General features: G+C 68.9%; 23 protein-coding genes and 1 pseudogene. 10 read left to right on the top strand and 14 right to left on the bottom strand.

The features are described 5' to 3' along the window. The first annotated feature begins 393 nt into the window (after positions 1-393). From AVL48_RS26385 to AVL48_RS26375, 4 genes and pseudogenes are all read left to right on the top strand, one after another. Positions 394-789: a hypothetical protein gene (locus AVL48_RS26385; RefSeq protein ID WP_143104628.1), complete on the top strand. Its 396-nt coding sequence runs from the start codon at positions 394-396 to the stop codon at positions 787-789. A 181-nt stretch (positions 790-970) separates the two neighbouring features. Then, positions 971-1,165 (top strand): annotated as a pseudogene (locus AVL48_RS40275) (DUF397 domain-containing protein); the annotation flags it as partial. Positions 1,166-1,220: 55 nt separating this feature from the next. Next, positions 1,221-2,102 carry a helix-turn-helix domain-containing protein gene (locus tag AVL48_RS26380; protein ID WP_061980258.1) on the top strand — a complete coding sequence of 294 codons (882 nt, stop codon included), beginning with the start codon at positions 1,221-1,223 and terminating at the stop codon, positions 2,100-2,102. A 91-nt stretch (positions 2,103-2,193) separates the two neighbouring features. Next, a complete protein-coding gene (locus AVL48_RS26375; RefSeq protein ID WP_061980259.1) occupies positions 2,194-3,072 on the top strand; it encodes an SAM-dependent methyltransferase in 879 nt (292 codons plus the stop codon). Here the strand turns inward: AVL48_RS26375 and AVL48_RS26370 are convergent. Both AVL48_RS26370 and AVL48_RS26365 read right to left on the bottom strand, forming a co-directional pair. After that, positions 3,069-3,407 carry a hypothetical protein gene (locus tag AVL48_RS26370; RefSeq protein WP_061980260.1) on the bottom strand — a complete coding sequence of 113 codons (339 nt, stop codon included), beginning with the start codon at positions 3,405-3,407 and terminating at the stop codon, positions 3,069-3,071. The genes AVL48_RS26375 and AVL48_RS26370 overlap by 4 nt on opposite strands. Positions 3,408-3,486: 79 nt before the next feature. After that, positions 3,487-5,451: an FUSC family protein gene (locus AVL48_RS26365; protein ID WP_061980261.1), complete on the bottom strand. Its 1,965-nt coding sequence runs from the start codon at positions 5,449-5,451 to the stop codon at positions 3,487-3,489. 49 nt (positions 5,452-5,500) lie between these two features. Here AVL48_RS26365 and AVL48_RS26360 point away from each other — a divergent pair, with 49 nt between their 5' ends. Beyond that, positions 5,501-5,941, top strand: coding sequence for an SRPBCC family protein (locus tag AVL48_RS26360; protein WP_061980262.1), 441 nt, complete (start codon positions 5,501-5,503; stop codon positions 5,939-5,941). 207 nt (positions 5,942-6,148) lie between these two features. On the opposite strand, the gene AVL48_RS26355 is transcribed toward AVL48_RS26360, so the two are convergent. From AVL48_RS26355 to AVL48_RS26335, 6 genes are all read right to left on the bottom strand, one after another. Continuing rightward, on the bottom strand, positions 6,149-8,677 hold the full coding sequence (locus AVL48_RS26355; RefSeq protein WP_061980263.1) for a CHAT domain-containing protein: 2,529 nt from the start codon (positions 8,675-8,677) through the stop codon (positions 6,149-6,151). A 111-nt stretch (positions 8,678-8,788) separates the two neighbouring features. Then, entirely contained in the window at positions 8,789-9,268 is a 480-nt protein-coding gene (locus tag AVL48_RS26350; RefSeq protein ID WP_061980264.1) for a hypothetical protein, read from the bottom strand. Next, complete coding sequence (locus tag AVL48_RS26345) at positions 9,265-9,870, bottom strand: RNA polymerase sigma factor (protein WP_061980265.1); 606 nt, start codon at positions 9,868-9,870, stop codon at positions 9,265-9,267. The genes AVL48_RS26350 and AVL48_RS26345 overlap by 4 nt, the downstream gene beginning before the upstream one ends. 331 nt (positions 9,871-10,201) lie before the next feature. After that, positions 10,202-10,363, bottom strand: coding sequence for a hypothetical protein (locus AVL48_RS39670; protein WP_167386364.1), 162 nt, complete (start codon positions 10,361-10,363; stop codon positions 10,202-10,204). Positions 10,364-10,479: 116 nt separating this feature from the next. Further along, a complete protein-coding gene (locus AVL48_RS26340) occupies positions 10,480-11,205 on the bottom strand; it encodes an SGNH/GDSL hydrolase family protein (RefSeq protein ID WP_061980266.1) in 726 nt (241 codons plus the stop codon). Between the two features lie 84 nt (positions 11,206-11,289). Continuing rightward, positions 11,290-11,922: an NAD(P)-dependent oxidoreductase gene (locus AVL48_RS26335; protein ID WP_061980267.1), complete on the bottom strand. Its 633-nt coding sequence runs from the start codon at positions 11,920-11,922 to the stop codon at positions 11,290-11,292. 95 nt (positions 11,923-12,017) lie between these two features. Between AVL48_RS26335 and AVL48_RS26330 the strand changes: the two genes are divergently transcribed. Next, a complete protein-coding gene (locus AVL48_RS26330) occupies positions 12,018-12,623 on the top strand; it encodes a TetR/AcrR family transcriptional regulator (RefSeq protein WP_061980268.1) in 606 nt (201 codons plus the stop codon). A 180-nt stretch (positions 12,624-12,803) separates the two neighbouring features. Here the strand turns inward: AVL48_RS26330 and AVL48_RS26325 are convergent, their stop codons facing one another. Next, complete coding sequence (locus tag AVL48_RS26325; RefSeq protein WP_061980269.1) at positions 12,804-13,304, bottom strand: GbsR/MarR family transcriptional regulator; 501 nt, start codon at positions 13,302-13,304, stop codon at positions 12,804-12,806. Between the two features lie 94 nt (positions 13,305-13,398). Here AVL48_RS26325 and AVL48_RS26320 point away from each other — a divergent pair, with 94 nt between their 5' ends. Both AVL48_RS26320 and AVL48_RS26315 read left to right on the top strand, forming a co-directional pair. Next, positions 13,399-14,295: an ABC transporter ATP-binding protein gene (locus AVL48_RS26320; RefSeq protein WP_061980270.1), complete on the top strand. Its 897-nt coding sequence runs from the start codon at positions 13,399-13,401 to the stop codon at positions 14,293-14,295. Next, entirely contained in the window at positions 14,292-15,932 is a 1,641-nt protein-coding gene (locus AVL48_RS26315; RefSeq protein ID WP_061980271.1) for an ABC transporter permease, read from the top strand. The genes AVL48_RS26320 and AVL48_RS26315 overlap by 4 nt, the downstream gene beginning before the upstream one ends. A 34-nt stretch (positions 15,933-15,966) precedes the next feature. Here AVL48_RS26315 and AVL48_RS26310 read toward each other — a convergent pair whose 3' ends face one another. The 5 genes from AVL48_RS26310 to AVL48_RS26290 all read right to left on the bottom strand — a co-directional run bounded on the left by AVL48_RS26310 (position 15,967) and on the right by AVL48_RS26290 (position 18,880). Beyond that, positions 15,967-16,446: a hypothetical protein gene (locus AVL48_RS26310; protein WP_061980272.1), complete on the bottom strand. Its 480-nt coding sequence runs from the start codon at positions 16,444-16,446 to the stop codon at positions 15,967-15,969. Between the two features lie 106 nt (positions 16,447-16,552). Further along, complete coding sequence (locus AVL48_RS26305; RefSeq protein WP_061980273.1) at positions 16,553-17,101, bottom strand: TetR/AcrR family transcriptional regulator; 549 nt, start codon at positions 17,099-17,101, stop codon at positions 16,553-16,555. A gap of 61 nt (positions 17,102-17,162) precedes the next feature. After that, on the bottom strand, positions 17,163-17,948 hold the full coding sequence (locus AVL48_RS26300) for a metal-dependent hydrolase (RefSeq protein WP_061980598.1): 786 nt from the start codon (positions 17,946-17,948) through the stop codon (positions 17,163-17,165). A 55-nt stretch (positions 17,949-18,003) separates the two neighbouring features. Next, entirely contained in the window at positions 18,004-18,357 is a 354-nt protein-coding gene (locus AVL48_RS26295; protein WP_061980274.1) for an STAS domain-containing protein, read from the bottom strand. A gap of 214 nt (positions 18,358-18,571) precedes the next feature. Beyond that, positions 18,572-18,880: a WhiB family transcriptional regulator gene (locus tag AVL48_RS26290; protein ID WP_061980275.1), complete on the bottom strand. Its 309-nt coding sequence runs from the start codon at positions 18,878-18,880 to the stop codon at positions 18,572-18,574. Positions 18,881-19,018: 138 nt separating this feature from the next. Between AVL48_RS26290 and AVL48_RS26285 the strand changes: the two genes are divergently transcribed. Further along, positions 19,019-19,435 (top strand): ATP-binding protein, encoded by a 417-nt coding sequence (locus tag AVL48_RS26285; protein ID WP_061980276.1) that lies wholly within the window; start codon positions 19,019-19,021, stop codon positions 19,433-19,435. Further along, positions 19,432-20,205, top strand: a complete 774-nt coding sequence (locus AVL48_RS26280; RefSeq protein ID WP_061980277.1) for a SigB/SigF/SigG family RNA polymerase sigma factor — start codon at positions 19,432-19,434, stop codon at positions 20,203-20,205. Before AVL48_RS26285 ends, AVL48_RS26280 begins: the two co-directional genes overlap by 4 nt. Positions 20,206-20,264 lie beyond the last annotated feature (59 nt).

Genomic DNA, 20,264 nt, shown 5'->3' with positions numbered 1-20,264 from the left:
CTCGACACCACTGTCGAATACACTCCAAAAATAGCGAGAGCGGATCCCGGGAAATAGTCCACTTGAGTGGAATCAAGACATGCGCCGGATGGTCGTGAATATTCGACCAGGGGTCACCCCGAAGTACAGGATTCGACGTCGAAGCGCTCGTCTGACCAGTAAGTGCACCCGAAAGAGTTAAGTTCGAATATTCGAAAACCCAATTCACCAAAGGCTTACTCGAATCCCGCCCCCGAAGACACGGACACCATTCATGGTGTGTAAGACTTGCGCGTGGGAAATGACGAAGTGCGAATATTCGACCAACCGCACAACGGAAGCGGCGCGGCCCTCTGTTGCGAGAGGAACCGCGCCATCGTCATCCGACTTCAAACCATTCTCCGAAAGGACAACATGTCGACCCTAGCCCCCATCTGTTTCGCGGAGCCACCAGAACATGCCGATGATCACTCCACCGGGGCACCGGGCACGCCGGCCAAGTCGCGCGTGGTGGTGATCGAGTTCGCCGAATCCGGGCCGTCGCTGCGGCGTATCGAAGTCGCGGAAGTGACCTTTCCCGAAGGGGCGATCGGCCGCCGCAGGCACGGGCGTCCGAACTCCCGGATTCCCGTCTCCATGACGGTGGTCGTCCAGGTCTGCCTGCTCGCGGTGATCGTGGTCGTCGCCGTGCTCAACCCGGTGGCGGGCGCTGGGATCGCGGGGACGGTGCTCGCCGGCGTGTTCGGTCTGGCGGTCACGCGGGGTATGCGGACCAGCGAGGAAACGAAGCGCGACGAAACCCTTCCCTGACCTGCTGACCGGGGTGGCCCGGACGCGCTCCCGGGCCACCCCGGCCGGCGCCCTTCAGTAGTCTTGACCGACCACATTGGAGTGAACATGTCCCGGATCGAATCGCTCTCGGCTTGCGCACCGAATATTCGACACTCACTCTGGAATCGAATATTCGACTCGCGGGCTCTGAGGGGGAGCGATGCGGTTCTACGATTCGATGCCGTCCACGACCGGGTTCGACGAGGGCGGTTGGCACCGCTCGACCTACAGTGGCCCCAACGGGGGCACCTGTGTGGAAGTCAACTCGACCGGTCCACTCGTCGGGGTGCGCGACAGCAAGCTCGTCGTTTCACCGGTTCTGACCTTTTCCCCACCAGGCTGGCGGGCCTTTCTCGACCTCGTCCGTCAGGGCTCCATCGGTTCTTGGGCCGCCTCCCGGATATCGCGGGATGGGACGGCTGATGGGGCCGGATCAGCAGAACCACACGGACGAAACCGACCGGGTCCAACTGGGCAAGCTGCTGCGGTCCGCACGTCAGGGAGCGGAAATGACGCAGCTCGAAGCTCGGAACCTGATCGGCAAGTCGCAGAGCACGATGGCGAAGATCGAGGCCGGGACGACCTCGATCTCGCGTCAGTCCCTGCAGAAGCTGATCGCCGTGTACGAGCCGCCGGCGGATGCCATCCCGACCATGTGGGCGTTGTGGGAGAAGACGAGTTCTCCGGCGCGACTCCGCCAGGGCAAGCGCATCGGCACACCGGTGTGGTTCGGGGAGGTGCTGGACAAGGAGCAACTGGCCGAGGAGCTCTGGTCGTGGACCGGGGAGCGCATCCATGGACTGATCCAGTGCGAGTCCTACATGATCGACCAGTTCGACGGGGAGGGGCGGGGACCTGAGATCTCCCCGCGCCTGCTTCAACGCCAGAAACGGCAGCGTCTGTTCGATCAGGAAGGCAAGAGCTTCGTCTTCCTGTTCAGCGAGGCCGCGCTCGACCGGCTGTGCGCCCAGACCGAGCATCCACACGTCGTCACGGACCAGCTCAAACACATGGCCGAACTCGCCGAACGGGACAACATCACGATCCGCGTCGTGCCGTACCGCGCCGTCGCCTACGTCGATTCGGACTTCATCATCCTGCGGGAAACGGACGGCGACAGTGCCTACAGCGAGTACCTCACCAACGTGCACTGGGCGAACGCGCGCGAGCTGGCGACCTACCGCGAGGCGTGGGACGCGCTGCTGTCGATAGCGGCGAGTCCCGAGGACACTCTCGAGGACCTTCGCAGACGGTGCAAGCTTGCCGACCGGGGTGACCCCGATGGTGGATGAGCTGTCCTCCAAGTGCCGTCTATCGCTACCAGCCACCCGGCAACTACGTTCAGTGAGGGATGTCATGGTCCAGACGCGGGAGGGGATGGCTGTGGCCGAGGAGGATGTCGACGCGTATCCACCGCCGGGCATCGACATGCGGCGCCCCAGCGTCGCGAGGGTCTACGACTACTACCTCGAAGGCACGGCGTCCTGGCAGATCGACCGCAAGTTCGGCGACAAAGTGCTCGGGGAGTTCCCGATGCTCCGGCCGATCGCCAAGGCCAATCGGGTGTTCCTGCACCGGGTGGTGCGTCATCTCATCAACGCCGGGGTCACCCAGTTCATCGACATCGGCGCCGGGCTGCCCACCATGCAGCACGCGCATCAGGTGGCCGACGACCTCGCGCCGGGGAAGGCCAGTGTGGTGTACGTCGACTACGAACCGGTCGCCGTCTCGCATTCGCAGGGTCTGCTGGAAGAGCACGGGGATCCTGACCGCCACGCCGCGGTACACGGGGACCTCCGCGCCCCGGACCGGCTCTGGAAACAGGTGGCGGACACCGGCATCATCGACGTGGACAAACCGGTCGCGATCCTGCTGATCGCGGTGCTGCACGTCCAGCAGCCCGCGTCGGCGCGCAGTGGCGACAGCGGCGATGTCGGCCCCGCCTCGGTCGCGCGCTATCGCGAACTCGCGCCGCGCGGGTCGTATCTGGCCATCTCGCACATCACCGACGAGGGCGTGCCGAGCCATTACGAGAAGCCGCTGGTCAGGCTCAAGGAGATGTACGACAGCAACAGCAGCCCGGTGATCTGGCGCAAACGCGCCGAGATCGAGGCGCTGTTCGGCGACTTCGAACTCATCCCTCCTGGTCTGACCTGGACGACCGAGTGGCATCCCGAGGATGCCAGCCCGACCGAACCTGAGATCAGCTTCGCCGAGCCCAGCGAATCGCTCATCCTCGGCGGCGTCGGCCGCAAGCCCTAGCGGCGCCGCTCGTAGGGGAAGCTGCCCGACCAGCGATTCCGCTCCTCGCGCGGTCGCAGCGCCTCGGCCAGCACCCACTGCGAATGCGTCGTACCGCCCTGGCCGACCGGGCCGAGCTGGAAGGTCACCCAGCCGACCCAGTGCGCCGTCGTCGTCGCCCGCCACATCCCCAGCAGTCCGGGGACGATGACGGTCAGGTCGAGGCCGTCGGGGAGGCGGGCTTTCGCCGCGCCGACCGGGTAAACCAGCTTGAGGTCGACCCAAACGGGCTGGTGGGGCCGAACCATGTGGAGGTGACGCGGCCCCGGCGGCATCGTGTCACCAGTGTCGAGCATGCTTCGATTATGCGTGAAATCTCGAACATTAGTTCGAGAGGATGCTCACGCTCCCCCGTACGGGTGATTCGGCCAGACCTCAGGCTCGCCGGTGGTACGGCAGGAACCGCCGGACCAGCCGTAACGGTGCGCGTTCGACGAGATCGGGACCGCGCACGGCGTCGAAGGCGGCACCGATCTGGTCGACCACTCCGGACAGTTGCTCGTTGTCGGGCATCGGCATCTCCGCCGGGTCCCGTTCCTCGCGGACGGCGGCGGCGAGTTCGGCGAGCGCGGCCGTCAGGAGGGCGATGTCGGCGTCGGCCGGGGCGGGGGCGCCGCGACCGAGGGTGACGCCGACCTCGGTGACGGCGTCCGCGACACGTTCGAGTCCGGCGATCACCGGCCACCAGGCGACCGCTTGCCGTCCGGCGGCGGAAGGTTCGACGACGACCTGTTGGAACGCGGTCCGCAGGTCGGCCAGCGCGCGGTACGCGCGGCGACGGGCGCGTGAGCGTTCCAGGCGTGCTTCGCCCGACGGCGCGAGCACGAGACCCTTGTCGACGTATTTCACCAGGCAGTCGAGGCTGTCGGCGAGTCGTCCGCCGACCTGCGGGCGACGGCTGCCCGGCCAGAGCAGGTAGCCGAAGAGGAGGACGATCGCACAGCCCAGCACGGTGTCCACGAGCCGCGCGAGCACGATGTCCCAGCTGCCGGTGCTGGCGAGGTCCATCTGCAGGATGATCAGCGGCGTCACGAAAGCGCTGAGGATGCCGTAGTTGCGGACCTTGCCGACCGCGACGCCGCCCGCGAACACGGCGATCAGCAGGACCAACAGCCAGCCCTCGCCGCCGGCGGCGAGCACGGCCGCGCCGATGCCGACGCCGATCACCGTGCCGATTCCGCGCAGCACCGCGCGGCCGAACACCGAACCGAAGTCCGGTTTGAGGACGATGCCGACGGTGAGCGTGATCCAGTAGGAGCGTTCGAACGGAACCATCAGCGCGACGACTTCGGCGATCGCGACGCACAGGGTGAGCCGGAGCGCGGCGAACCAGGTGAGCGGGCCGGAGACGAGCGAGGCCGCCCAGCTCCGGAGGCGTTTGTGCCACGGCTGGACCTCGCGCCGTTTCCGGTTGTCGCCCTTGCCGATCCGGGCGAGCCCGGCGTAGAGCGCGGCGAGGACCGGGTCGGCGTCTTCGGGTGCTTCGGGCGGTTCCGGCAGTTCCTGGTTCGCGAGTACGGCGGCCGACGTCGCGATGAAGTGGTCGATCACGTCGTCCGGGGCCCGGCGGCCGGCGTTGACCATCGCGACCGACGCCTCGACGGCCGGGGTGCTGGCCGAGAGCAGGTTGAGCAGCTGGCGGTAGGTGGCGTCGCGGCCCGAAAGCCAGGATCGCGCGGTGAGCAGCCGGTCGTAGGCGGTGTTCATCGCGGTCGTGAGCTGGTGGCGAGCGACGCGGGAGGTGGCTTCGTCGGTCGCGGACAGCATCGCGGCGAGTTCGACGTAGACGTGCGCGACGGCGCCGCGCTCCGGGCTGGTCGCGCGGAAGGTCCAGGTGGCGAGCGCGATGAGCAGGCTCCAGGCGGCGCCGACGCAGAAGTAGCCGAGGAGCAGCTCGACGCGCAGGCCGGTCACGTGCTGGCCGGTGCCGAGCACGCAGAAGACGAACATCTGCAGCCCGGCGACCGAGGCGTTGCTGCCTGCCGCGCTGATCAGCGCGGACACCGCCGCGACCCCGACGACGACCGGGATGGAGGCGGCCGGGATACCGCCGGTGATCAGTCCGGCGAAGTAGCCGAGGGCGGCGGCCGCGGTGGCACCGCCGAGACGGCGGGCGCGGTAGCGGTACGGGCCCGCGGATTCGGACAGGACGGTGGGCAGGGCGCCGGTGGAGATGAGCGCGCCGACACCGATGTCGCCGAGCGCGTAGCCGACGGCCAACGGCACGGCCAGGGCGAGCACGGCTCTGGCGACCATGTTCCACGGGATGGGAACCGGTGTGCTGCGGAGCAGCTGCACCAGCCAATGCGGTGCGGCGATCTCGCGGCGCGGGGTGCTCACGCTCCTATCTTGACTTATCCGTCGCGGGCGAAGCGGTTATCGTCGCCACATGGGCAAGACGTACTCCTTCGAAATCAACCGGACGAGCAGCGCCTCGCCCGCTTCCCTCTTCGCGTTGGAAGCCGACGGTTCCCGGTGGTCGGAATGGGCGAAGCCGGTGGTGTTCCACTCGCGCTGGGCACGGGAACCGGGTGAGGACGGGGTGGGCGCCGTCCGGGCTGTCGGCCTGTGGCCGGTGTATCTCCACGAGGAGACGCTGGAATACGAACAGGACCGAAAGCACGTCTACGGCTTCGCGGGCATCGCGCCGCTGAAGGACTATCGCGCTGAAGTCTTGTTCACGCCCAACGCTTCCGGTGGCACGGATCTGCGCTGGACCGGCCGATTCACCGAATCGCTGCCCGGCACCGGTGCCGCCGCCTGCGCCGCTTTGCGCGCCGTGGTCTCACTTCTGGCCACTCGCCTGGTGAAACACGCCGAACGCGCCTGACCCCACCCCCCGCCCTTCCCAAGGGGGGCGGCCCCGAGTCCAGTCTACCGGTGATGGGCGACGGAACGGGCTGGTCGGCGGGGTTGTCCACAGGTGACGGTCGTTGTGGACAACTGCCCCGCGGTGGGCGGTGATTGTGGACACTGGGCGCGCGGTGTCAGGAGGGGTTCTCATGACACACCGGCCACCCAGCGAATCGAAAAAGGATCAGCCCGCGCCGAGACACAGGAAGGGCCGCCGCAGCGGATCGGCGGCCGTCGCTTCGGCGAGTGCCAAAGCGGGTGAGGTCCCCGAAGCCAGCCGCCGGTGCAGGTCGGACATCGCGTCGGCGGCCGCCTTGTCGCCGACCCGCGCGATCGCGCCGATCACCGTCCGCGAGCCGCTGGCGAGCAGCGTCCCGGCGAAGCCGAGCGCCTCCTCGCCGGGCCGGATGTGACTCATCGCGAGTTCGCACGCGGCCAGCACCACCCGTTCCGGCGGATGCGCGAGCCGGGCGGTTTCGTGCGCGTACAACGGTCCGCCGACCAGTTCCAGCCGCGAGAACAACGCGTTCGCCGGTTCGTGCGCGCCGTGCGCGACCAGATGCGCCATCCCGGAACCGTCCAAAGCGGACAGTACGACCTCGCTGGTCGCGTCCTTCCCGTCGACGAGCCGGGCCCGCGGGTACACGGACCGCAGGTTCCGCACCTCACCGACCGAACCCGGCACGCCGGGCCCGCCGGCGAGCAGGACCGGCCCCTTGCTCCGTCGTCCGGACGCGGTCACCCAGGCCGTCGCCGACGGTGCGATCGACACCGGATGTCCGTGCAGTGACGGCAAAGCACCCCAAGGCAGCGCGTACAGCGAACCGATCGGCACGATGATCAGCTCGCGGTTCTCCAACGTCTTCGCCAGCGACGCGGAGATCAGCTTGTCCAGTTTGTCCGCCCGGCGCCGCGCGGAACCGGTGACGACCTCGACCAGCGGCGCGGGCAGGTTGTCCGGGGCCAGCGCGTCGAGGTCCGCGTGCAACTGCCGCGCGGTCTCGACGATCTCCGCGAGCGGACCCAGCTTCAAGAGCCGGAACCGGCCGCGGTCGACGACCACCGCGTACAAGGTGTCGCGGTAACCCATCAGACTGACCAAAACGCGGTCCCCGAGTCGCTCGACCACCTCTTCGGGCGCCGAGACCGGCCGCGGACGGCCCCATTGGCTGGTGTACCACCCCAGCCGGGTCGCCTCCTGCTGCAAGCGGTCGTACCGCTCCTCGAGTTTCCCGACCGGTTCGCCGGACAGCCGCCGCGCCTGGATCGTCCCCTGCACGTGCCGCATTTCGTTGATGTGCCGGGCGAGCGCGGGATCCTCGATGACCGGAAGCGGTTCGTAGCGGTACATCTGCGCGCGCGTGCGTTCCAGCCAGGCGAACAGGCTTTTCGCCCCGGCGCCGCTGCGCCTCGCCTTCTTGAGCACCAGCGTCAACGCGAGTTTGCCCAGTTCCTCGCCGTGCGCGGCCGTCCCGCAGACGAGGTCGAGCCCGCCCATGCGGTCGCGGATCTGCCCGAGTTCCGCCAGCCCGGCCCGCGCCTGGGCGAGCGCCGACCGCGGCCGATGCGACGCCACCGCGAGTTCGGCGCGGCACAGCCGCAGCAGCATCCGGTGGTCGATCGGTGTGGTCTGCCGCGGTTTCGGCACCTGCGCCAGCAGTTCCTCCGCGGCGGCCGTCTCGTCGCGGCGGATCAGCAGCCGCACCGCGAACATCCTGGCCGCGCCGGCCTCGTCGCGCAGACCGAGTTCGGCCAGCCGGATGGCGAGCTCGGCCAGTTGACCCGGCAGTTTCGCGGACGGTCTCTTCTCCCGGTCCGCCAAGACCTTCACCGCGTCCGCGCGAAGCCTGGTCAACTCCGCGATCTCCGCCCACCGGCGGTTGCCGCGCCGCAGGAAACTCCGCCGTGCGGACGTCGCGAGCTTCTTCGCGAGAACGTGGTCGCCCTCCAAGATGGCGGCCCCGGCTCGCGCGACCTCCGCTTCGGCGACGACATGGAACGCGCCGTTTCCGCGAAGTTCGGGGATCGCTTCGTCGAGATGCCGCGCCGCCTCCTCCGCGAGCCCGGCGGTGAGCAGGGCCTTCGCCTGGTCCAGCCGGACGAGCGGCAATGAGCCGGGCCCGTCGGTGACGAAGATCGAGGCCGCCTGCTCGTAGTGCCGGAGCGCTTCGGGAATATCGCCGAGCAACTGGGCGTGATCACCCAGGTTGTGCCGGATCTTCCCTTCGAGACGGCGATGCCCGTGCTTGACCGCGATGTCGAGAGCGCCGATCAGATCCTTGTAAGCACCGTCGGGATTGGTCATCTGCAGATGCAGCCACGCCCGGTTCATCATGTTCCGGGTCAGGAGCAGGCTGTGGTCCTCCATCGAGTCGACCAGACTGGGGAGCACCACGTCATAGAGCGCGAGCGCTTCCTCCAGCCGCCCGATCCGCATCAGCACGACGGCACGCTGCAGGACGACGGTGAACCGGAGCAGACGCCGGGTTTCGCCTTCCGGCAACGAAAGCCGCACCTGCTCTGCCTCGTCCAGCCGAGCGAATCCGTCCTTTTGGGACAAGACCTCCGCCTCGGCCGCGGCGAGGCTGATCAGCACCCTGACCCTGATCTCCAGCCGTTCCGGCCCGGCGCCCTCCACCGGCCCGAGGCAGGACAAAGCACGCTGCAACAGCCTGATCGCGGCACCCGGACCGTGGTCGGCGGCGGCGGCCATCGCCTGACGATGGAGATCCGCGGCCTCGGCTACTGGGTCGGCGACGGGAAGCTGCGCGGGCACACGCACTATGGGAGCACACCCGCGCCGCATAACGGAACAGCCGTCCGGTTACAGCACCACTGTCGGGGTCACGACGGTTCTCCGGCAGGACACGTCACCGAGGTGGATCACGATCTGCGTGGTCCCTTGGGGAACGTCGTCCAGCACGAACCGGCCGCCCTCGTCGGCGGTGGTGGAACTCGTCCCGTGCTCGGCGACGCGCACCTCCACTCCGTACTCGCCGGCGGGCACGAGCCAGCCGTCGATCCGGTGTTTCTTGCCGATCTTGGTGAGGTTGATCATCACGGTCAGATCGCTGACGGTGAAGGTGATCGTGCCGGTGTCGCTCCCGTGGACTCCCGCCGTGGCGTCCATCCGTTCCCAGCGGGCGACCTCGACGTCGAGGTTTTCGAGCGCGAGCGCGAACTGAACCCGCTGCACCAGATCTCCCGGTGGCGGGTCCATTTCGTCCATGAAGCGCCCGATATCGGCCAGCAAGGCCTCATCGCCCGGGGAGGTCATCTCCCCCGGCGTCCCGAGGTCGTTCATCGGCTTCCCCCTTCGTGGGCCAGCAGGTCGCGCATCGATTCGAGGCAACGGCCCCTGGTCGGGCCGACACTTCCGCGCGGCATGCGGAGTGCTTCGGCGACCAGTTGGTATTCGGCCCGTCCGGCGAGCACGGTCAGCCGGAGGAGCTGCTGACAGCGATGCGGCAGACGGAGGAAGGCGCGCCAGACCCGGCGGTCCCGGTCGGCGCGGACGGCTTCCTCCTCCGGAGCCGGATGGGTGCTCTCCATGTTTTCGGCCAGCTCGTCGGTCAGCGGCACCGGCTGAGCGCGGCGGCCGAACGGATGCTGCGCTTCGCGTCTGGTGGTGGTGATCAACCAGGCGGCCAGGGCCTTGGGGTCCCGAAGTTTCTCGAGTTGGCTGAACAGGGCGAGCCACACCGTCTGGACTACGTCCTCGGCGGTCAGGCGATCGAGCCCGTTCGCACGCGCGACATGCCACACGAGCGGGGTCAGCTCGAGCACAAGTCTGTCCATCGCCTGGCGGTCACCGGCCCGCGCCGCGCGCATGCAGGCGGCATGCAGATCGGCACCGGTCAGTCCTTCCCATGGCGGGTCTACCTCGGTCGTTTGCACGTCGGTCACCGTATCTGCCCCACTTCGGACGTGTCTTCGTGTCGGCGCTGGCAGTATCGCGGGCCCTTCGGGGAAAAGGAGCGTGCTAGAGGCTCTGGGATACATCAAGTCACTAACTATTTTGTGTCGGATATCCGGACAACTGGCGTATCGGCGGTCGAGGACGAAGGCACCGGCCGGCGCGAGTAGGTGTGGACTGCGCACCGGCCGGCCCTTTTCCCTCCCCCCGGGCCCGCTCCCCAACGGGCCCGCGTCCGGGCGTCCCCCTCCCCCGAAGGAGCACCCGGAGGCAATGCCCGGAGGCCCCCTCGGCCTCCGGACATCACCCGTCTGTGTTAGTTCAGTTCACCGGTGGATTGGTGCCGTTCGGCTCCCAGTTGCCGTCCGGGCTCGTCCCGGGACGGGGCGGGACCGGAGCCGTGATCGGCTTCGGGGTGGCTTCGAGGTCTTCGGTGGCTGTGGCCTCGTCCTCGACGGGTGCGGTGCTGGTCTCGGTCGTCATCGGGTGTCCCTCATTTCCTCGACTGCTCCATAAGACGCAGCGAGGCTGCCACCAGATACACGCAGAGCCAGCTTTTTCGGATAAATTTCTGGATTTGTGGCAGGAGGGTGACCTGATCAGCGGCTTTCCGGCGGGAAAGTGTCACTGAGTAGCTGCCGGGTCACGTCCGCGAGTTGCCCGGCCCAGCGCCGGTAGCCCTCCGGACCGGGATGGAAACGGTCCTCGGCGAAGGTCGCGGGGTCGAGCATCGCGGCGGGCATCGGGACGTGGACGACGCCGGGCAGCGACGCCAGCCGGGCGGCCGCGGCGTCGAGGGCGGCCGACCGGGCGCCGAGGACGTCCCGCAGCGGACGCGGCAGGGCGGGGAACCGGCCCATCGGCGGCACCCCGGCCAGCACCACCGGGATTCGCCCGGCGCGGCGCCGCAGGGAGACGATCAGATCGAGCAGGTCACGGCGATAACGCGTGGCCGAGTGGAGTTCGATCGTGTCGTTGACGCCGAGCGCGATCACCACGACGTCGGCGGGTTCGAGCAGCGGCAGTAGCTCCTCGCGCACCACGTGCGCGTTGGCCCCGGTCTTGCCGATGGCCTGCCAGGCGACGGCGCGGCCGTCCCGGGCGAGTTCCTCCGCGAGCCGTCCGGTCAGCGCCTCGGCGTGTGTCGCCGCGCCGACGCCGTCCACAGTGGACTCGCCGAGCACCGCGAGCCGCAGCGGGCGGCCCTCGCCTTCCACGAGGCCGCTGACCGGGCCTGTCGCGCCTGGCAGCCTGGGCGTCGTACGGCGCACCCGGACGGCTTGCGCGAGAAGGATCGGGGCGAGTACCACCGCACGGCTCATCACGCCGCGACCCTACTTCCGCGTTCAGTCCTCTGGTCGCGATCGTTGCCGACGCAACAACCGCGTCCAGAGGACTGAACGCGGCGGTCAGCCCTTGGCGATCGAGACGGTCTGGCGGATGAGGGAGTCGTCCGAGGCCGCGCGGAGCAGGTAATCAGCGACGTCGGCGCGGTTGATGCTGAAGCCGCCGCGGACGTTGCCGTCGGTGCGGGCGGCGATCACGCCGGTGTGCGGTCCGTTCAGCAGGCGGGGCGGGCGCACGATCGTCCAGTCGAGTTCGCTCGCGCGCACGATCCGCTCGGCGGCCACCATGTCGGCGAAGGGGTGCCGGAGGACCTTGCCGAGGATCGGCTTGACGACGTTTCCGGTGAAGAACCCGTCGCCGTCGACGAACGGACCGCTGGCGCTCACCAGGAGCAGCCGGCGGCCACCCGCCGAACGCAACGCGGCGAGGGCGGCGTGCGCCCCGTCGGTGACGACGGTCGTCGGGCGGCGCTCGCGGGCGCCGAGCGCCGAGATCACCACGTCGCGCCCGGACACCGCCTCGGTCAGCGCGCCGTGCTCGGACAGCTCGGCGACGACGACTTCCAGCAGTTCGTCCTCGACCTCCAGCCTGGACGGGTCGCGGACGACCGCCGTGACGTGCCGGCCCGCGGCCAGCGCCTGCTTGACGACCTCGGTACCGACCCCGCCCGTGGCACCGAAAACAGTGAGTTTCATGGTCACGCCCTCCTGGTTAGTGAACACTCACCCACTATGGTGAGTGTTCACTCACCACTTGTCGAGCGAACGCTGAGAAGCCCTCAGGAGCGAACATGGGAAGCCGCGAGGAGATCGTCGCCGCGGCGGCGAAGGTGATGCGCGAGCAGGGCTACGCGCACGCCACCACCAAGGCCATCGCGCAGGCTGCGGGCTACTCGGAGGCGTTGCTGTACAAGCACTTCAAGGACAAGACCGAGATCTTCACGAGCGTGCTGACCGAACAGCTGCCCGCGCTCGGGACGACCTTGGACGAGCTGATGGAGACGGCGGCGGAGGCCCCGCTCGCGGCGAACCTCGCCCGGCTGGCGCGGATCACGCTGTCGTTCTACCTGGAGAGTTTCCCGATCGCGGTGTCGCTGTTCTCCTCGCGGAAGCTTCTCGCGACGCACCGGGAACGGGTCAAGAGCAGGCAGTCCGGCCCGGACGTCCCGCTCGCGCGCGTCGTCGAGTACCTGCGCGAGGAGGCGCGGCTCGGCCGGATTCGCGAGGGTGCGGACCTGGAGGCTTCGGCGTCTTTGCTGCTGGGGGCCTGTTTCCAGTACGCGTTCCTGGCGTCCTTCGAGGACCGCGAGCCGCCAGGGGACGAGTTGGACGAGTGGGCGGAGCGGCTGGCGGGGACGCTTCTGGGCGCGCTGGTCGTGAGCGGCGATACGGGATAGAGCGAACCCACTCTTAGGTACTCGTCGTGGCCTGCGTCTTCGCTGGCGTGAAGTACATGATGGCCCCCTTCCTTGCGCTAGACGCAATGAAGGGGGCCATCATGTACTGGGAAGGTGTGAAGGCGGCCACCGGGCTCACTCACGACCATCTGCACCGAACGGCCACCCGCGCCCCTCCGGTCACTTGCCCTTCGCGGCTCGCATCTCGTGCCACTTGGCGTACATGTCGTTGAGTTCCTTGATCATGAAACTCAGGAAGTCCCGCATCTCCGCGACCCGCTCACCCGCCGGCGTGTCCTCACCGAGCGCCGAAACGCCCTCGTCGGCCGCGTCGCGCCACATGGTGATCATGCGGTCGCGTTTCATGAAGGTGGCGTACCAGAGGTCGTCGAACAGCCGGTAGTGGTCGCGGCGCGAGCCCGGCTCGCGTTCCTTGGCGACCAGGCCGATCTGTTCCAGGTAGCGCACGGCGCCGGAGATCGCGGCGGGACTCACCGAGAGCTGGTCGGCCAGTTCGGCCGAGGTCAGGCGGCCGGCGTCGGTGGTCATCAACGCGGCGAACACCCGCGCGGGCATCCGCTGCATCCCGATCTGGGAAAGCGTGAGACCCAGGTGTTCCACGTAGCGGCGGACGGCGTCCTTGTCTCTCTGGGTGCTCGGAGCACTCTCAGGCGTCGTCATGGGTCCATCCTCTCGTACATCCCCCAGAACGATCACACCATCCATACGTTTTCTTAACTTCACAACTTCGTGAAATCACTGTACCTTCAGATCCATGGAAAACGCCATCTCCATCTCCGGCCTTCACAAATCCTTCGGCCGGACCAAGGCTCTCGACGGTCTTGACCTGCGGGTACCCGCTGGGGAGGTGCACGGCTTCCTCGGCCCGAACGGCGCGGGGAAGTCGACCACCGTCCGGGTCCTGCTCGGCCTGCTCCACGCGGACTCGGGCGACGTCCGCCTCCTCGGCGGCGACCCCTGGAAGGACGCGGCGAGGCTGCACCGGCGCCTCGCCTACGTCCCCGGCGACGTGAACCTCTGGCCCAACCTCTCCGGCGGCGAGGTGATCGATCTGCTGGGGCGGCTGCGGGGCGGGCTCGATCAGCGCCGCCGCAAGGATCTCATCGAGCGTTTCGACCTCGACCCCAAGAAGAAGGGGCGCACCTACTCCAAGGGCAACCGGCAGAAGGTCGCCATCGTGGCCGCGCTGGCCTCGCGGGTGGACCTGCTGATCCTGGACGAGCCGACCTCCGGGCTCGACCCGCTGATGGAGGCCACCTTCCAGTACGCGATCCAGGAAGAGCGCGAGCAGGGACGCACGGTGCTCCTGTCGAGCCACATCCTGGCCGAGGTCGAGGCGCTCTGCGACAAGGTCAGCATCATCCGCAACGGCCGCACCGTGGAAACCGGCACGCTGGCCGACCTGCGGCACCTCACCAGGACGTCGATCTCGGCCGAACTCGCCGGTCCACCCGACGGACTGACCAAACTGGAGAACATCCACGATCTCAAGGTCGAGGGCAACCGGGTCCGGTTCGACGTCGAAACCCGTTCTCTCGACGACGCGCTGCGACGGCTCACCCAGGTCGGCGTCCGCAGCCTGACCAGCCAGCCGCCGACGCTGGAGGAACTGTTCCTCCGTCACTACACCACCGAAGCGAGCGCGAAATGACCGCGACGCTCGACCGGCCCGCGCACGCGGCCGGCTCGTCGGCCACCCGGCTGGTGGGCACCTGGCAGCTGACCAGGCTCGCGCTGCGGCGGGACCGGATCATCCTGACGGTCTGGGTCTTCCTGCTGGGCATCGCGCCGTCGAGCACGGCCGGCACTTTCGAAACGCTGTACCCGACGGCCGCCGAACGCGCCGGGCTCACCGCGAGCATGGGCGCCAACCCGTCGATCGCGGTGATCTACGGACCGGCCTTCGACCTCTCGACGGCGGGCGGGTTCACCGCCTGGCGGCTCGGCGGGTTCCTGGCACTGCTCGTCGCGTTGATGGCGGTCTTCACCGTCACGAGGCACACCCGGGCGGAGGAGGACTCCGGCCGCGCCGAACTGCTGGCGTCCGCGGTGGTCGGCCGGTACGCCGCGCTGACCGCGGCCGTGCTCGTCGCCGGCGGGGCGAGTGTCCTCATCGGACTGATCGAGACCGGGCTGATGATCGGCGCGAAGATGCCGTCGGCCGGGGCCTTGGCCCTCGGTGGCGCCACCGCGGCGACCGGGCTGGTCTTCACCGCGGTCGCGGCGGTCGCCGTACAGGTCGCCGAATACTCCCGGACGGCCAACGGGATCGGCGCCACCCTCGTCGGGGTCGCGTTCCTGCTCCGCGCGGTCGGTGACTCGACGGCCGACGCGGGATGGGTCTCGTGGCTGTCCCCGCTCGGCTGGGCGCAGCAGCTCCGGCCGTTCGCGGACGAGCGCTGGTGGGTCTTCCTGCTGCCGCTCGCCACGGCCGTGGTCGTCGGCGCGATCGGCTACGCGCTGATCCCTCGGCGTGACGTCGGCACCGGCCTCCTTCCGCCGAGGCCAGGCCCCGCCGTGGCGGCCTCGTCGCTGCGAAGCCCGTTCGCGCTGGCGTGGCGGTTGCACCGGGGACCGTTGATCGGCTGGCTGATCGGGACGGCGATCTGCGCCGGGGTGTTCGGTTCGGTCGCGAACGGCATCAGTGACATCGTCGGGCAGAGCGAGCAGGCCCGGCAGATCTTCCAGCGGATGGGCGGCACCGACGCGCTGGTCGACGCCTTCATGGCGGCCATGGCCGGCATGTTCGCGATGGTCGTCGCGCTCTACGGGGTGCAGGCCGCGCTGCGGATCCGCGCCGAGGAGACCGCGGTCCGCGTCGAGCCGCTGCTCGCCACGGGTGTCGGCAGGCTTCGGGTGCTGTGGAGCCATCTCGTGTTCGCCTTCGGCGGCACCGCGCTGATGATGCTCGTCAGCGGTGTCCTGTTAGGACTTACGAACGGGATGCGCGCCGGGGACGTCGGCGGCTCGGTCGGTGACCTGGTGGTCGCCTCGCTCGCGCAACTCCCGGCGGTGTGGGTGATCGTCGGTCTCGCCGTGACGCTGTTCGGCCTGGCGCCGAAGTTCTCGACGGCGGCGTGGGCGATCGCCGGGCTGGCGTTGCTGCTCAGCCTGTTCGGCCCGGTGCTGAACCTGCCGCGGGTGCTGCTCGACGCCTCGCCGTTCTCGCACGTTCCGAAACTGCCTGCCGCGGAGTTCACCGCGACCCCGCTGAGCTGGCTCGCGGGGGTGGCGGCGGTCGCGCTCGCGGCCGGGGTCGTCGGCTGGCGACGCAGAGACGTCGGCTGACCGGGCCGTGAAGGCCGCCCACCACGGGCGGCCTTCACGGTTGTTGCCGTACTTCGCCTCCCGGGCCGACGACCAGTTTCGCGACCGGCACTCCGCCACCGCATTCCTCGCCCGCCGGGTAGCCGAGCACCGGCGTCACGTCGAGGAAGTGGGGTTTCCCGTCGTCGAAGGTCACCGTGGTCTTCACCGGCGTGAGCGGCAGGCCCTGGACGGGCACGGCCGCGTGCTTGCCACCGGTGGGCACCGCCTTCCCCGAGCACACATCGCCGACGCACCCTTGGTCCTCGGTACGGCTGCTCGGTGTCAGCTCGGCGGCTTCGGTCACGCATTTCCCCGCCCAGCAGAACTCCATCGACACGCGGGTGCGCCCGGCGGCCGCCTCGGGCGGGACGTCGAGCGACACCCCCTCCATCAAGGCCATGGCGGGGCAGTCTTTGCCACCACCGCCACCGGAGGACTGGCCGCACGCGGTCAGTGTCGCGAGCAGGAGCACGAAAACCGGTAGCCGACGCATACCGGACAGACGGAAAGAGGAGCCGTACGGGTTGCCTCGGTCGCGCCGGAATTCCCTGACCGAACTCGGCGGGGTGCCCGACGACGTCGAAAGGTACGCGGGCCGCTCAGCCTGCCTTGCGCAGGCCGTCGACCACGACGCGGACGAGGTGCCGGCTTTCCGGCGAATACCGTTCCGCGGCGAGGCAACCGGCGATCAGGGCGCGCAGGTCGTCGCCGTCGATGTCCTCGCGCACCGCCCCCGCGGCCTGCGCCCGGAGCAGCAGCGCCTGCAGTGCCGACCGGAAGTCGGAGCCCGCGCTCGCTTTGAAACCCAGCCCGGTCGTCTCGGCGAGCGCGTCGCAAAGGGCCCGGTTGAGGGACGCCTGCTGGACGACGCGCTTGAAGAAGTCGAAGAACACCGCGCCGGGGTTTTCGGCGGCCAGCAGTTCGCGTGCTTCCCGCGCGAACTGCTCGACGCGTTCCAGGACGACGGCCTGGAAGAGCGCTTCCTTACTGGGGAAATGCCGGTAGACCGTACCCGCGCCGACCCCGGCGAGGCGGGCGATCTCGTCGAGGGGGACGGCGAGGCCGTCGACGGCGAAGGCCTGTTCGGCCGCCGCGAGCACCTTCGCGCGATTGCGTCGCGCGTCGGCGCGCAGCACGGGCTTGTCCACTGTTCCCCCCTCAACCGGGTCCGGCGTTCCGATTCAACGCCGCCGGCGGTAAGGGCATTCCTCAATGGACCGCGGTCTGCGTCCCATCCGGGGTGAGGAAACCCTGGACGGTGGTGAAGAGGTAGTCCCAGACGCCCGGGATCAGCACCACCGCGGCGATCGCGAACACCGGGAAGATCAGCCGGTTCTCCACGTTCTTGCCGGTGCGGAAGCGCAGCGGCTTCGGCGGCCGGATCTCGTACCAGGTCTCGCCCGCGATCGGGATCGGGAACAGGAAGGGGCAGCCGGACTCGGTCAGCGCGTCCCCGAGACAGTGCACGAAACAACCGGCCGCGACGGCGACGCCGAGCCAGCCGGAGATCTCCGCGAGCTGCGCCGTCTTGTCCGGCGGCGCCGTCCACACCCACCAGCCGACCGCGGCGCCGCTGACCGGCAGGAGCCAGTCGCCGAGGGCGCCTTCCGCGAGCAGCAGGCCCAGTACGACGACGCCGAAGACCGCCCACGGCCCGCCTTCGGTGGTGCCCCAGGACGTCAGGAAGCCGAGACCGACGGCGAACAGCACGGTGTGCGAAAGGTGCCGGTGCTTACCGGTGACCTTCTCGTCCCGAGGTCCCTTGGTCAGCGCGTACAGGGCCGCCGACACACGGCGCAGCAGCCAGGAGATCGCCCCGGTGAACCAGCCGAGCAGCTTCGACGCGCGGGCGCCCGGGTGGTCGAGGTCCGGCAAGAGGGCGAAGCCCGCCGTGGTCGCGGCGAACACGACCGCTTGGTGCACCGTGCCCGCCCCGACGACCGGTGCGAGCGCGAGGCCCGCGCACCAGCCGGTGAGGGCATGCGTCCGCCCCATCATCGTGCTGCCCCCAGGTGTCGCGGATCAAGAGCCCACGACCGTAGCGGGGGGATCAGGCGGGGGGCTCCTGCGACACGCTGAGGTGCTCGGCTACCCCGGTGAGCTCGATCACTCGGCTCACCTGCGCGCTGGGCACCACTTCGAGCTCCACCTTCTTCTCGGCGGCCTGGCGCTGCGCCTGGAGCACCACGTTCAGCGCCGAGGAGTCGAAGAAGGTCACCCCGGTCAGGTCGGCGACGACCCGGCCGGACGGTTTGTCGGTGATCAGGGCCCCGAGGGTCTCCTGGAGCTGCGGGCTCGTCAACAGGTCGAGCTCACCGGTGACCACCACGCGCGGTGCTGACGCGTCGGTGTCCAGCGTGATGCTGAAACCGGGCGGCGTGGTGTTCTGCTCCGCTGCGGGCATGCACATTCTCCTCATCAGGTGAGAACCAGCGCTCAGCGCCGGAGCTCGCCTGTGGTCTCAAGCTACGGCCGCGCCCAGTCCGGACACGGACGCACGCTCTTCTTCGGCGGGTAGGCGTGGCTGTCCCCGCAACGACAGTCCCAACCCTAACCCAGTCCGGACGGCGCGCCACGATCGCCATCGCGCGCGTCGCCGATCGGCGTCCCGGACACGCTCAACGCGCGGTCAGCGCCTGCCGCCCGGCGCGGCGTTCCCGCAGGAACAACTCGCGGCGCTCGATCTCGCCGAGACCACCCCAGATGCCGTACGGCTCCTGGACCGCCAACGCGTGCTTGCGGCACTGCGCCAGCACGGGGCAGGTCTGGCAGATCGCCTTGGCACGGGATTCGCGCCGCTCGCGTGCCGAACCGCGCTCGTTGTCCGTATGGAAGAACAAGCTGCTGTCGGCGCCTCGGCACGACCCACGGAGCTGCCAATCCCACTCTTCCGCCACCACGTTGGGCAGCCGGCTCACGTCAGCCATGTCGGTCCCCGCCTTCCAAGGAGATCGTTTGTCGCCGGTTACATGCCCGCCGCCTGTGCGAGTCAAACGTGGGTTTGGTTTGCTCACACCCAGGGCAACCGAGCAGACGGCAGCGCGCAGCCGGAGAGAGGAACACACGTGGTGGACAACACCCCGCCCAGCGGGGAGGGCGCTCAACTCATCGAGGTACGCACGGCCGCGGTACCGCATGTGGTACCGACTCTCCGGACGATCGTCGCGGATATCGCGATGCGTCAGGATTTCGACCTGGACGCCGTCGAGGATCTCCGGATGGCGGTGGACGAGGCCTGCTCCATGCTGCTCCCCTCGGCCGCCGACGGACAGCTGACCTGCGTCTTCTCTTGGAAGGACGGCCGGATCGAGGTGACCGTCTCGGTCATGTCCGATTCTCCGGAGCCCGACGACGAGACCGGTCTGTCCTGGCAGTTGCTCACCGCGCTGGCGACTTCCGCGCGGCGGAGCGTCACCCCGGCCGACGGTGGCTACCTCTCCAGGGTCGAGCTCATCCGGGAGAGCGAGGCGGCCCGGCCGTGAGCGATCCCGTCGGGCAAGACGGCGCGGACGTTCCGGCCCTGTTCGAGCGCATGTGCGCGCTGCCCGCGGACGATCCCGAGCGTGAACGGCTCCGGGACGACCTGGTGCGCGCCCATCTGGAACTCGCGCGCAACCTGGCGCGCAAGTTCCGCAACCGTGACGAGTCGATGGAGGATCTGGTCCAGATCGCCACGATCGGGCTGATCCACGCCGTCGACCGGTTCGATCCCGCCCAGGGCAGTGACTTCCTCGCCTTCGCGGTGCCGACCATCTCGGGTGAGCTTCGTCACCATTTCCGCGACAACAGCTGGTCGGTCCGGGTCCCGAGGCGGCTCAAGGAGCTGAACGCGAACATCTCGGCCGCGCGCGAGGAGCTGACGGTCCGGCTTTCGCGCGCGCCGAAACCCAGTGAGATCGCCGCCCACCTCGGTGTCGGCGTGGACGAGGTCTTCGAAGGCCTTCGTGCCGGTCAGGGTCGTTACGGGGCTTCGCTGGACAACCTCCTGGAGAACTCGGCGCACACCCGCTTCGGCGAGGCGGACGCCAACCTGAGCCAGGCGGAGCTGCGCGAGGCGCTGCGTCCGATGCTCGAACGCCTGCCCGACCGCGAACGCAAGATCGTCGCGCTGCGGTTCGGGTCCGGGATGAGCCAGTCGGATATCGCCCGCCGGGTCGGGGTTTCCCAGATGCAGGTGTCCCGGCTGCTGGCCTCCACTCTTCAGAAGATGCGGGAGGGGCTGACGGAAACCGGACTCACCGACGGAGTTTGATTGGACCGTCGACCTTGTGGGTACCAGGGAGACGAACATCCGGATCTGGGGAGTCTCTC

It is taken from the genome of Amycolatopsis regifaucium (assembly GCF_001613935.1).
Lineage (GTDB): Bacteria > Actinomycetota > Actinomycetes > Mycobacteriales > Pseudonocardiaceae > Amycolatopsis > Amycolatopsis regifaucium.
Note: the sequence above shows the minus strand (reverse complement) of the source record. Positions and strands in the feature narration are given on the sequence as shown.